The organism is Sporosarcina contaminans, assembly GCF_042679045.1.
GTDB classification, from domain to species: Bacteria; Bacillota; Bacilli; order Bacillales_A; family Planococcaceae; genus Sporosarcina; species Sporosarcina contaminans.
Genome location: NZ_JBHTLT010000013.1, coordinates 1 through 14050 on the forward strand (window position 1 = coordinate 1; position 14050 = coordinate 14050).

Below are 14050 nucleotides of genomic sequence, written 5' to 3' on the forward strand. Positions count from 1 at the left end.
TGGAACGGAAAGCGACGGTTGTCAGGGGTTCCCCATTTATTCTCCAACCAGAAAGGGACTATCACAGAAAATCAGTTTTCACTGACTTTCTGGACAGCCCCTTTTCATGTTTATTAGGCAATATGTATGAGTTAAATTTCTAAAATATGTACATTTAGTGAATAGTAGCTTTATTGTTGCGGACTATTCGCCTATAATGGAGTGAAGAAAGTCGGAATGGATTGAATATAAAGAAAAAACACGTATTGGGGGCTGGAGCATGAAATCGATTAAAGCAAAAATTATTGTAAGTGTATCTTTATTATTTTTAATTTCTTTAGGAGTCATTTATGTAATTGTTACGAATCAAGTGCTCAAGCATTCAGAAAATGTCATTTTGGATCAAAGCCAAGTTGCCGTCGATGAAATGGGGCGCAGCATTGAAAATTTCATGTTGCAGTACGAAAAAGCTTTGCAATTAATTACAAAAAACCCGGCAGTATTAGAATTCATAGAAACTCAGAATGGAAATGTCGAGGAAGAGGAGTTGCTCAATCGGAATATTGAACAAGCCTTCGAAAATTATATGGAGCAATTGCCGGAAGCAGATCTAATGTATTTTGGTTTTCAGAATAAAAATATTAAATTTGTGCCACACGTTGAAATCCCTAATTTTGACCCGACTAGTCGAGTTTGGTACATAGGTGCAAGTGAACAACCCGATAAAGTAGTTTGGTCGGACCCTTATGTCGACGCAGCTACAGGTGGTTATGTCATTACTGCATCGAAAGCTGTTGCTCATAATCGTTCGGTTGTTGGAGTAGTTGGTGTAGATATCAGTTTAGGCAATATTACGAAAAGCGTGTCAGAAAGTGACTTCGGTTTCGAAGGATATCCATTTTTATTTGATAGCAACGGTGGAGCGATCGTACATCCCTTAATTGTTCAGGAAGAAGAGATGAAGGATTTTTCCTATATGACAACACTGTTTAGCACTGAAAACCAAAAAGGCGTTGGACGGTATATCGAAAACAAAGAAAAGATGATTAGTGTCCATAGTGAAATTCCTCATTTGGGGTGGACGGTAGGCGCTGCATTCAAGCAAAATGCTATCGCTAAATCAACAAGCCAAATGAAACTGATCATTATAGCCATCTTCATCATAACAGAAATAGTGGCAGTGGCTGTATTATGGGTTATCATTTCAAAAATTATTAGCCCTCTATCCGTAATCCGCAGAACTATAAACCGAGTGGCGGAAGGAGATTTGCATGCCTCTGTCGAAGGTGCTACAAAAGATGAATTAGGTAAGTTAGCGGAAAACTTTAATATGATGATAGCGAAGGTTAGAGAAATTGTTTCAGTCGTAAATCGGTCTGTCAGTGAGGTACGCTTATCTGCAGAGGGACTGAGCGCATCTGCGGAGGAGACAACTGCCGTTAGCGAGCAGATGGCTGGAGCAATTGATGACATTGCATCTGGGGCGACAAAATCGGCCCATGATACTGAATTTGCAGTCGAAACCGTCAATCAATTAAATGATCAAATTAATGGTATACAAGAGAAAGCAAGATTGATGACATCCATTGCGTTTGAGGCTAACGAAGCGAATAATGAAGGAAGCAAGCGAGTGGATGAACTACAAGTATCATTTAATAATTGGAAAACGAATTTACAATCGATGGCAGAAGTCATTGAACAGCTTGAGTCAAAAGTAGGCGCGATTGGAGTTGTGATGGAAACGATCACTACTATTTCAGCACAAACGAATCTACTTGCTCTAAATGCAAGTATTGAAGCTGCGCGGGCAGGTGAGCATGGAAAAGGTTTTGCGGTAGTAGCAGAGGAAGTAAGAAAGCTTGCTGAGCAATCTACCCTTGCGACAGAGGAAGTGAAAATGACTGTCCAAGAACTTCAACAAGGCTCAAGACAAGTGACGCAGCAAATGAAAGAGACAGGTGAAACTTTTCATGCACAGGAACAAGTTGTGTTGGATACTCAACGGACATTTGGCGATATGTCTAACTTAATGGAGAGGCTTGAACAATCAATTAGTAGTGTTTTTGATGAGATTAATCGAGTCGTCGAACGTAAGGAAAAGGTTCTTGAAACGATTGAAACGATGTCATCGACTGCCGAAGAGACAGCTGCAGCGAGTGAGGAAATTAGCGCCTCCACGGACGAGCAACTTCGAGCGATACGCGAGGTTTCAGAAGCAGCGGACACGTTGACAAGTCTAAGTGATGAATTGCAAAAAGCAATTAGCCAATTTAAAATTTAGCATAAAGTGTAATTAGTGAGTGGAGAATGCTATCTGTTTCTCCACTTGCTTTTTTTAGATAAGAGTGTCCGGCATGCCGTAAATGATGTATTTTTACAATAAAATAGCATAGCGACATAAGATTTTGTAACATGTTCCTGAGTTATTTGCTATAATGCAAATAGCTGAAATAGGAGTGAACTGACAGATGAATCTTGATGAGAAATTAGCACGTCAAAAAAATATTAGAAACTTCTCCATCATCGCGCATATCGACCATGGTAAATCGACTTTGGCCGATCGGATTTTGGAAAAGACAGAAACAGTCAGCTCGCGCGAATTGAAATCACAAACATTGGATTCTATGGATTTGGAGCGCGAACGCGGCATTACGATAAAACTGAACGCTGTGCAACTGACCTATACGGCGAAAAATGGAGAGGAATATATTTTCCATCTTATCGACACACCAGGGCATGTCGACTTCACATACGAAGTGTCCCGCAGCCTTGCCGCATGTGAAGGCGCGATTTTAGTAGTCGATGCGGCACAAGGCATTGAGGCTCAAACATTGGCAAATGTATACTTAGCATTGGACAATGATCTTGAAATTTTGCCGGTCATCAATAAAATTGATTTGCCAGCAGCAGATCCAGATCGTGTAAAGCAAGAAATTGAAGATGTGATTGGGTTGGATGCCTCAGAGGCGGTCCATGCATCTGCAAAGGCCGGCATTGGCATTGAAGAAATTTTAGAGCAGATCGTTGAAAAAGTGCCTGCCCCTCAAGGAGACCCAGAAGCACCTTTGCAGGCGTTAATCTTTGATTCCCATTATGACCAATATAAAGGCGTAATCGTCAACATCCGTATAATGGAAGGTTCAGTCAAACCGGGCGATACGATTCGCATGATGGCTACTGGAAAAGAATTCGAAGTAATTGAGACGGGTGTTTTTACACCGAATATATCATATCGTGATGAACTGACAGTCGGGGATGTAGGCTTTTTATCGGCAGCTATTAAAAATGTCGCCGATACACGCGTCGGTGATACGATTACAAATGCTAAAAAACCTGCGAGCGAGCCGTTACCTGGTTACCGACGCATGAATCCGATGGTTTTCTGTGGACTATATCCAATCGATTCATCGAAATATGTTGACTTGCGTGAAGCGCTCGAAAAATTGGAGTTAAACGATTCTGCATTGGAATACGAAGCGGAAACTTCACAAGCGTTGGGCTTCGGTTACCGTTGTGGTTTCTTAGGTCTTCTCCATATGGAAATTATTCAAGAACGTATCGAGCGGGAGTTCAAAATTGATTTAATCACTACGGCACCAAGCGTTATATATAATGTAGTGATGACGGATGGCACTGAGTTAAAAGTAGACAATCCGTCAATGATGCCAGATGCACAAAAAGTCGATTACGTTGAAGAACCATATGTCAAGGCGTCCATAATGGTGCCGAATGATTATGTTGGATCTGTTATGGAATTATGCCAGCATAAGCGTGGTAATTTCATCACGATGGATTACTTGGATAATTCACGGGTGAATATTATTTATGAATTGCCTTTAGCTGAAATTGTTTTCGACTTTTTCGATCAATTGAAATCAAGCACGAAAGGTTATGCGTCGCTTGACTACGAGTTAATCGGCTACAAACAATCCAAACTAGTGAAGATGGATATTCTCCTCAACGGAGAGCAAGTCGATGCGTTAAGCTTTATTGTTCACCGTGACTTCAGTTATGAGCGCGGAAAAGCGATTGTTGAGAAATTGAAATCATTAATTCCAAGGCAGCAGTTCGAAGTGCCTGTTCAAGCGGCAATCGGACAGAAAATTGTCGCCCGTTCCACAATTAAATCAATCGGTAAAAACGTACTTGCAAAATGTTACGGCGGAGACATTTCCCGGAAACGTAAACTATTGGAAAAACAAAAAGAAGGTAAAAAACGCATGAAGCAAGTTGGATCAGTTGAAGTGCCGCAAGAAGCTTTCATGGCTGTTTTGAAAATGGATGAAGATTAAATATAAAATGGCGATTTCCTATTTGTCTTTGAATAGGAAATCGCTTTTGTGTTTTTATAGGCAAACTGGATGTCTATGCGCTTTTTATTCGACTTCTGCGCGTTAAAAAGGAGTTATGCGGCTTTGGAACTTTTTATGTGTGCGTTTCGAAGATTATGCGCATAAGGTAAGCATTTATCCGTTTTTGTCAGATTTTATGAAGTAGAGGGGAATAAAATGTGATTGGATGGAGGGTATCATTTGTACCGCAAACATTGATAAGGTATCATATTTGGGTATTGTAATGCGGGGAATCGACGCTAATCGTCGATGCCGTCAAGAAAGGAGCAGGGCGAATGAGAGGCATGTATATCCATATTCCTTTCTGTCATCAAATTTGTCATTATTGTGATTTCAATAAAGTGTTTTTTAAAAATCAACCTGTAGATGAATACATTGAGTCGATCGGACATGAACTATCTATTTTACAAAATGAAGGGCATTCTTTTAGCAATATAGAAACAGTGTTCCTTGGCGGAGGCACTCCAACTTCATTGTCTGAAAAACAATTGGATCGGCTTTTAGAAATTATTAATGCATTTGTAGATTATAAAAAGCTTCGTGAGTTTTCGACGGAAGCTAATCCAGATGAACTTACTGAAGACAAATTAGCGGTATTAAAAAATGGCGGAGTGAGTCGATTGAGCATTGGCGTCCAATCATTCGATGAAGAATTACTGAAACAGATCGGAAGGACGCATGGGGCGAATGACCCGAAACGAGTTATCGATGAAGCAAGGCGCATCGGCTTTGAAAATATTAGTATCGATCTTATATATGGTTTACCGAACCAAACGATCGGGCAATGGAAGGATACATTGGATGAAGCACTTTCACTTGACTTGCCCCATTACTCAGGGTATTCGCTTATCATTGAACCGAAAACTGTATTTTATAACTTAATGAACAAAGGGAAACTACCGTTGCCTGGGGAAGATGCAGAAGCGGAAATGTTTGCAATACTGATGGAACAAATGGAAAGAGCAGGCAAAAAACAATATGAGATTAGTAATTTCTCAGTACCGGAATATGAATCGGTACATAATCTAATTTATTGGGATAATGATGAATATGCCGGCGTAGGGGCAGGAGCCCATGGCTATTTGAAAGGGGAGCGATATGCGAATATTGGTCCGCTGAAAAAATATATGGAGCAAACCGACAATGGAAATCGTCCACTTTTCAATATTCATACAGTATCGCAGAAAGAACAGATGGAAGAAGAAATGTTTTTAGGACTTAGGAAATTGAAAGGTGTAACCTTTTCGGAATTCGAACGTAAATTTACTACCCCATTAAAAGAGGTGTATGGCGAGCAATTGGATGAACTTGTCGAAAAGGGGTTGATTCAAGTAAAGGATGATCGTGTCCAGTTGACTCGAAAAGGGATATTTAGGGGCAATGAAGTATTTCAACGTTTCCTATTGTAAACGTGAGTCAATTCATTGACACATCTCAGGGGATTTGATAAATTATGAGTAGCATTAGCACTCGCAATTATAGAGTGCTAACAGGAGTGATGATTATGTTGACAAACAGACAATTGCTTATTTTGCAACTGACGGTTAACGATTTCATCGAATCCGCTCAACCTGTCGGATCAAGACAGTTATCAAAAAAACCGGAGGCTCCTTACAGTCCGGCGACGATCCGCAATGATATGGCGGATTTGGAAGAGTTGGGCTACTTGGAAAAGACCCATACTTCATCCGGCAGGGTGCCATCTGAAAAAGGCTACCGTTTCTATGTAGATCACCTGTTGACGCCCGACAAATTGAAATTGGAAGACAGTTTGCAATTGAAATCGATTTTTCAGGATCAGGTAGTTGAAACGGAAGAATTGATTCGGAATTCCGCGAAAATCATTTCGGAATTAACGAATTATACATCCATATTATTAGGTCCAGATATGTCGACTCATTCGGTGAAACGTTTTTCGATCATCCCTTTAGATGAAACAAAAGCTGTTGCGCTCATCGTGACAGATAACGGCCATGTCGAAAGTCGGGTCTTCGATGTCCCGAGTGGTTTAAAAGCTAGTGATGTCGAGAAGATGGTGAATATTTTAAACGAAAGTCTTGTTGGGACTTCGCTGAACCAGCTTCAAAATAAGCTTGCACATGTGACAAAAGCTATTTTTGATCGACATATACAACATGCTGGAGATTTGTTCGCTTCTTTCCAACAAGCTATGACAATTAAGCCAGAGGAAAGAATTTATTTTGGCGGCAAATTGAACATGATGAAGCAGCCCGAATTCAATGACCTCCAAAAAATGAAAAAGTTTTTTGATCTAATTGAAAATGACGCACCTGCTTTGACGTTCTTCCAGGACGATTCAAAAGGGATCCATGTTCGAATTGGATCGGAAAACAAGCATATTGCTATGGAAGACTGCAGTGTTATCACCGCTAACTACTCTGTCGGAGATCATACGTCAGGCTCTATTGCAATCGTTGGACCAAAACGGATGGATTACGGCAGGGTCATCACGCTGCTTGACATCCTTAGCGAGGATTTATCGAGTGCCTTATCCAAGATGACAATCGGTGGAGGGGCGGACAGGAGGAAAGAGTAGTGACTGAAGAAATGAAACAAGCTGAAGAAAAGGCCCGCGAAGAAGGGGCGATTGAAGAAGAACAACAAAATGCTGCTAGTGAACAAGCGGCAAATGAAACAGAAAATGAATCGGCACAAGCGGAGCAATCTGATGCAACCGAAGAACAAATCGATGAAAAAGATGCCCTGATTCAGGAGTTAGAAGAAAAGCTGCAAGAGGAAGAGAACAAACTTCTTCGAGTGTTGGCAGACTTCGAAAACTTCAAAAGAAGAACGAATCTTGATAAGGAAGCATTGCATAAATACAAGGCTCAAAGTGTTATGACAAGCTTGCTGCCTGTATTAGATAATTTTGAGCGTGCACTTTCGCTTGAAACAAAAACAGAAGAAGCACAGTCGATGTTGACAGGTATCGAGATGATTTACCGCAACTTAGTCGATTCCCTTAAAGCGGAAGGACTCGTTGAAATCGAAGCGATTGGTAAAGAGTTCGATCCCAATTTCCATCAGGCGGTCATGACAGATAACGATCCCGATAAAGATTCCGGCATCGTGCTTGAGGAAATGCAAAAAGGGTATATGCTGAAAGATAGAGTTCTTCGACCATCTATGGTCAAAGTGAATGAATGAAAAATGTTTGGTTATGAATGACGCATTTATTTAGGAGGAAGTTACATGAGCAAAATTATTGGTATTGACTTAGGAACAACAAACTCAGTGGTAGCTGTTTATGAAGGCGGAGAAGCAAAGGTTATTCCAAACCCGGAAGGGAACCGGACAACACCATCTGTTGTCGCTTTCAAAAACGGTGAACGTCAAGTTGGTGAAGTCGCTAAACGCCAATCAATTACAAATCCGAACACAATTATGTCAGTGAAGAGACATATGGGTTCCGATTATAAAGTGAAAGTGGAAGATAAAGAATATACACCACAAGAAGTTTCCGCTATGATCCTTCAATATATGAAAGGATATGCGGAAGACTACTTAGGCGAAAAGGTGACGAAAGCAGTTATCACCGTTCCTGCTTATTTCAACGATGCACAACGACAAGCGACAAAAGATGCTGGTACAATTGCAGGACTTGAAGTAGAACGAATTATAAACGAGCCCACAGCTGCTGCGTTAGCATACGGCTTAGATAAAACTGAGGACGATGAAACAATTTTAGTATACGACCTCGGTGGCGGTACGTTTGACGTTTCCATTCTTGAGCTGGGCGATGGTGTATTCCAAGTGCGTGCAACTGCAGGTGACAATAAATTAGGCGGCGATGATTTCGATGAAGTAATCATCGAGCATCTTGTACAAGAGTTCCGCAAAGAAAACGGCATTGATTTGTCAAAAGATAAAATGGCGATGCAGCGTTTAAAAGATGCAGCTGAAAAGGCGAAAAAAGATCTTTCTGGCGTAACGTCGACTCAAATTTCCTTGCCGTTCATTACAGCAGGAGAAGCAGGTCCTTTGCACCTTGAAATGACGCTATCACGTGCGAAATTCGACGAATTGACTGCTCATTTAGTAGAGCGTTCAATGGTGCCTACACGCCAAGCTATGAAAGACGCAGGCCTTTCACCTTCCGATATTGACCGTGTCATTCTCGTAGGTGGTTCTACACGTATTCCTGCTGTTCAGGAAGCAATTAAGAAAGAAACGAACAAGGAGCCATTCAAGGGCGTTAACCCTGACGAAGTTGTAGCGATGGGTGCGGCTGTTCAAGGGTCAATTATCCGCGGTGATGTTAAGGACGTTGTATTGCTTGACGTAACTCCTTTATCTTTAGGAATCGAGACGATGGGCGGCGTATTTACGAAGCTGATCGAACGCAACACGACGATCCCTACAAGCAAGTCCCAAGTATTCTCTACAGCTGCTGATAACCAGCCTGCAGTAGATATTCATGTATTGCAAGGTGAACGTCCAATGGCCGCTGACAATAAAACATTGGGCCGTTTCCAATTGACAGATATTCCGCCTGCACCACGCGGGGTTCCTCAAATCGAAGTTACTTTCGATATCGATAAAAATGGTATTGTTACAGTAAAAGCGAAGGACCTTGGAACACAAAAAGAGCAAAACATTACGATCCAATCAAGCTCAGGCCTATCCGATGATGAAATCGAGCGCATGGTGAAGGACGCTGAAGCGAACGCTGAAGAAGATAAAAAGCGCAAAGAAGAAGCAGATTTGAAAAATGATGCAGATCAACTTGTCTTCATGGCCGAGAAAACATTGAAAGACTTGGAAGGCAAAGTTTCTGAAGAAGAAGTTAAAAACGTTGAAGAAGCAAAAGATGAGCTAAAGGCTGCGGTTGAAGCAGGCAACTTAGAAGATATGAAAGCGAAGAAACAAAAGTTGGAAGAGTTAGTCCAACAGCTTTCAGTAAAACTTTACGAACAAGCTGCAGCACAAGCGCAAGCTGAGGGCGATGCTTCAGCTGACCAGTCCCAAGACGACGGTGTAGTGGATGCTGATTTTGAAGAGGTTGACGACAAGAAAAACTAAATAAAATCAATAACGGATTGACGGAAAAGTCAAAGTCGAATATTCCGGCTTTGACTTTTTCCTTTGTCGCCGGCATGTTACAATGAATCGATGCAGTGTATATCTGAACGGATGGACAGTCGGCAAGTTGCAACCCCGGCTTTTTAAGTTCCAAATGACAGCCGATCTGTCTATGATATAGCAATAAGAGCAGTTCAAAGAAGCATGGGAGCGTGGAATGATGAGTAAGAGAGATTATTATGAGGTATTAGGCGTACCGAAAACAGCAACTAAAGAGGAAATTCGGAAAGCATATAGAAAGTTATCTAAACAATATCATCCTGACTTGAACAAAGAAGCTGGTGCTGAGGAAAAGTTCAAGGAAGTGACAGAAGCATTTGAAACATTAAGCGATGACTCAAAACGCGCGAATTATGACCAATATGGCCACGCTGATCCAAACGGAGGCTTCGGAGGATTTGGCGGCTTCGGTGGCGGCGGTGGAGATGGATTCGGCTTTGAAGACATCTTCAGTACATTTTTCGGAGGAGGCAGTACTCGGAGACGTGATCCGAATGCGCCGCAAAAAGGGAACGATCTGCAGTACTCCATGACAATTGATTTTATGGATGCAGTTTTCGGAAAAGAGACGGAAATCGAAGTCCCTCGTGAGGAAGAATGTGATACTTGCCATGGTACAGGAGCGAAAAAAGGAACGCCGGTTAATACATGTACACAGTGTGGCGGCAGTGGGCAAATTTCCATTACCCAAAATACGCCATTAGGCCAAATGGTGAATCGTAGAACATGTCCTACATGTCAAGGAACAGGCAAAATCATCCCAGAAAAATGTGGAACTTGTCACGGTTCTGGTAGAGTGACAAAACGCAAGAAAATTAAAGTGACAATTCCTGCGGGAGTTGATGACGGTCAACGGTTACGTGTTTCCGGACAAGGAGAAGCAGGAGTGAACGGCGGCCCGGCAGGTGATTTATATATCGTCTTCAGGGTGAAACAGCATGAGAAGTTCATTCGTGAAGAAGATGATATTTTTCTTGAACTGCCAATCACTTTCCCACAATTGGCTTTAGGAGATGAAATCGAAGTACCGACTATTTACGGCAATGTCAAATTGAAAATACCTGCTGGAACACAAACTGGAACAAACTTCCGTTTGCGTGGTAAAGGAGTTAAAAACGTACATGGTCATGGAGTGGGTGACCAGCATGTTATTGTAAAAGTCGTTACACCGAAAAAAATGACAGAAAAACAGAAAGAATTATTGCGAGAATTTGCTTCCATCAATGGAAATTCACCAGACGAGTATTCAAGTTCTCTTTTTGATAAAATCAAACGTACGATAAAAGGCGATTGAAAGGGATGAACGAAGTTGAAGTGGTCCGAAATTTCCATCCACACAACACATGAAGCGACAGAAGCAGTTGCAAATATTTTGCATGAGGCAGGCGCAAGCGGAGTCATTATAGAAGATTCTAATGAGCCAGATCGCATCCATGAAGACCGTTTTGGTGAGATTTACGAATTGAAAAAAGAAGATTTTCCGACTGAAGGGGTCATTGTTAAAGCTTACTTACCTGTCAATAGCTTTTTGATAGAAACGATGCGTGAAATAAGAGAGTCTGTAAAAAATTTGAATGATTTCGGTTTGGATATTGGTAAAAATCTTATTCAGACGAGTGAAGTGGATGAAGAAGATTGGGCGACTGCATGGAAGCAATATTATCATCCGGTAAAAATTTCGGAACGGTTTACGATCGTTCCGACTTGGGAACAGTATGTGCCGGTTGAAACAGATGAATTGATCATCGAGTTGGACCCTGGAATGGCATTTGGAACAGGCACACACCCGACAACTGTCCTATGCTTGCAAGCTCTTGAAAAGTATGTAAAACAAGGAGACTCTGTTATTGACGTCGGTACCGGCTCAGGCGTTCTTGCTATCGGAGCAGCTCTATTAGGCGCAAAAAGAGTGCAAGCACTTGATTTGGATGAGGTCGCAGTTACTGCCGCCAGGGAGAATATTTCATTAAATAAAGTAAACAATATCGTAGATGTAATGCATGGCAATTTACTTGACTCGGTTGATGGCGAGGCTAATATAATTGTTGCCAACATATTGGCTGAAGTTATAATGACATTTACTAAAGACGCGTATGACACTTTACCTGAGCAAGGGCTGTTCATTACTTCAGGCATTATTTCACAAAAACGCGATGAAGTTCGAGCAGACTTGATTGATAAAGGGTTTGAAATTATTGAAACGGTATTGATGGAAGATTGGGTAGCCATTATCGCCCGCAAAGGGAGTGTGTAAGGCTTGCAACGGTATTTTCTAAGCACGCCATTTGATGTTGCAGGAAATGCTTTAATCGATGGTGAAGATAGCAAGCATATAGCAAAAGTGATGCGCATGAGCGTTGGCGATCATGTAGTAGCTGTATTTTCAGGAGAAGGCTATATTTCAGAGATAACTGAAATGACGGATGAGGGCGTTCTAGTTAAGCAAGTGGAAGGACCGCTCCATTCGAATGAGATGCCTGTTCAAGTCACGATTGCATGCGGCTTGCCGAAAGGCGATAAATTGGATTTAATTGTCCAAAAAGGAACAGAATTAGGTATGGCTGCGCTTATCCCTTTCGAAGCTGAGCGTTCAATTGTAAAATGGGATGCTAAAAAGGGCAATAAGAAAACAGAACGGTTACGCAAAATTGCAAAAGAGGCAGCAGAGCAATGCCATCGAACCATTATCCCTGAAATCGCTTCTCCAGTATCATTTCAAGAGTTATTGCTGCATGCAAGAAATTTCGATGTCCTATTATTTGCAGATGAAGAGGATGCAAAAAGTGATGAACCGAACAAGATTGCAGACCGATTGAAAAACGTGTATCATAAACAATCGGTAATGGTTGTCTTTGGACCAGAGGGCGGAATATCGAGAAAAGAAGCGGAAGCTTTGCGATTAGCAGGCTTTCAATCGGTTTCTTTAGGACCGCGCATATTGCGAGCAGAAACCGCTCCATTTTATCTATTGTCCGCAATGTCATATGAATTCGAATGAAAGAGGTGAGCAGCTGATGTCTTCTGTAGCTTTCCATACATTAGGCTGCAAAGTGAATCATTATGAAACGGAAGCGATTTGGCAGCTTTTCAGAGAAGCTGGCTATGATCGTACCGATTTTGAAAAACAAGCTGACGTTTACGTCATTAATACGTGTACAGTAACAAATACGGGAGACAAAAAAAGTCGTCAAGTGATCCGGCGTGCAGTTCGCCAAAATCCAGACGCGGTCATTTGTGTAACGGGTTGTTATGCTCAAACATCTCCTGCTGAAATTATGGCGATTCCTGGCGTTGATATCGTTGTTGGGACGCAAGATCGTACGAAGCTATTAGGTTTGATCGATGAATACCGAACAGAACGCCAGCCAATTAACGCGGTGCGTAACATTATGAAAAACAGAGTGTATGAGGAATTGGATGTTCCTGCGTTTACAGACCGCACTCGCGCTTCCTTAAAAATTCAGGAAGGCTGCAATAATTTCTGTACATTTTGCATCATCCCTTGGGCACGTGGGCTAATGCGTTCGCGCGATCCTGAAGAGGTAATCCGCCAAGCGCAGCAGCTTGTCGATGCTGGTTATCTTGAAATTGTATTAACAGGCATCCATACAGGTGGATATGGGGAAGATTTGAAAGATTATAATTTAGCGCGTCTGTTGCGCGATCTTGAAACGAAAGTGACAGGATTGAAACGCCTTCGAATCAGTTCAATCGAAGCGAGCCAGCTGACTGATGAAGTAATTGATGTACTGCGCAACTCTTCCAAGATTGTTCGTCATTTGCATATTCCAATTCAATCTGGTTCTAATACTGTATTGAAACGAATGAGAAGGAAGTATACGATGGAATTTTTCGCGGAGCGTTTAGATCGCCTTCGTGAAGCATTGCCGCAATTGGCAATAACATCGGATGTTATCGTCGGGTTCCCTGGAGAGACGGAAGAGGAATTTATGGATACATACAATTTCATCCGCGATCACCGCTTTTCTGAATTGCATGTCTTCCCGTATTCTAAACGGACAGGTACGCCAGCCGCAAGAATGGAAGACCAAATCGATGAGGAAGTAAAAAATGAAAGAGTGCATAGACTGCTTGAATTGAATGATCAATTGGCGAAAGAATATGCAGCTGATTTTGAGGATGAAGTGCTTGAAGTGATTCCAGAAGAGAAATATAAACTGGATTCGGAGAGTGGATTGTACGAAGGGTATACTGATAACTATTTAAAAGTCGTTTTCCCGGCAGATGAATCAATGGTCGGAAAAATTGTCAAAGTGAAAATAGTGAAAGCGGGATATCCTTACAATGAAGGGCAGTTTGTCCGTGTCATTGAAGAAGAAAAAGCGTTGTCATAATTGAATGGAAATATCCACCTATACGCTAGGTGGATGCACATTGTAGACAAAGTATCTAATTGCTTTGTCTACAATCTTTTTATACAGGGATTATAAAAGAAGAGGATTTGCCGATCTTGGTTAGTAAACAGTTGCCACGTGGTTAGCCGCTTAATTGTGCATTGAGCTGCATCCTGCTTCAAAGATGAATAGGAGAGTTTGTCATCAACCCCCGTCTGCCTGACCATAAGGCGGGCGTTTTTCATCGGTTGCCTAAAATGT

The 14050-nt window shown here is 41.7% G+C and carries 10 protein-coding genes; all 10 read left to right on the forward strand.

Translation table 11 applies throughout. The features are described 5' to 3' along the window. Positions 1-259 precede the first annotated feature (259 nt). Positions 260-2260, forward strand: a complete 2001-nt coding sequence (locus tag ACFQ38_RS01760; RefSeq protein ID WP_381479632.1) for a methyl-accepting chemotaxis protein — start codon at positions 260-262, stop codon at positions 2258-2260. Between the two features lie 187 nt (positions 2261-2447). Further along, positions 2448-4271, forward strand: coding sequence for a translation elongation factor 4 (gene lepA, locus ACFQ38_RS01765; protein WP_336822599.1), 1824 nt, complete (start codon positions 2448-2450; stop codon positions 4269-4271). A gap of 335 nt (positions 4272-4606) precedes the next feature. Continuing rightward, positions 4607-5740 carry a radical SAM family heme chaperone HemW gene (hemW, locus tag ACFQ38_RS01770; protein ID WP_381479633.1) on the forward strand — a complete coding sequence of 378 codons (1134 nt, stop codon included), beginning with the start codon at positions 4607-4609 and terminating at the stop codon, positions 5738-5740. 95 nt (positions 5741-5835) lie between these two features. Further along, positions 5836-6888: a heat-inducible transcriptional repressor HrcA gene (gene hrcA, locus ACFQ38_RS01775; protein ID WP_336822601.1), complete on the forward strand. Its 1053-nt coding sequence runs from the start codon at positions 5836-5838 to the stop codon at positions 6886-6888. An 11-nt stretch (positions 6889-6899) separates the two neighbouring features. Further along, positions 6900-7499 carry a nucleotide exchange factor GrpE gene (gene grpE / locus ACFQ38_RS01780; protein WP_336822681.1) on the forward strand — a complete coding sequence of 200 codons (600 nt, stop codon included), beginning with the start codon at positions 6900-6902 and terminating at the stop codon, positions 7497-7499. 45 nt (positions 7500-7544) lie between these two features. After that, positions 7545-9374: a molecular chaperone DnaK gene (dnaK, locus tag ACFQ38_RS01785; RefSeq protein ID WP_336822602.1), complete on the forward strand. Its 1830-nt coding sequence runs from the start codon at positions 7545-7547 to the stop codon at positions 9372-9374. A 220-nt stretch (positions 9375-9594) separates the two neighbouring features. Then, entirely contained in the window at positions 9595-10728 is a 1134-nt protein-coding gene (gene dnaJ / locus ACFQ38_RS01790; RefSeq protein WP_336822603.1) for a molecular chaperone DnaJ, read from the forward strand. Positions 10729-10743: 15 nt separating this feature from the next. Continuing rightward, positions 10744-11688, forward strand: coding sequence for a 50S ribosomal protein L11 methyltransferase (gene prmA / locus ACFQ38_RS01795; RefSeq protein ID WP_336822604.1), 945 nt, complete (start codon positions 10744-10746; stop codon positions 11686-11688). Between the two features lie 3 nt (positions 11689-11691). Next, positions 11692-12432 (forward strand): 16S rRNA (uracil(1498)-N(3))-methyltransferase, encoded by a 741-nt coding sequence (locus ACFQ38_RS01800; RefSeq protein WP_336822605.1) that lies wholly within the window; start codon positions 11692-11694, stop codon positions 12430-12432. Positions 12433-12448: 16 nt separating this feature from the next. Next, complete coding sequence (mtaB, locus tag ACFQ38_RS01805) at positions 12449-13789, forward strand: tRNA (N(6)-L-threonylcarbamoyladenosine(37)-C(2))-methylthiotransferase MtaB (RefSeq protein WP_381479634.1); 1341 nt, start codon at positions 12449-12451, stop codon at positions 13787-13789. Positions 13790-14050: the final 261 nt, after the last annotated feature.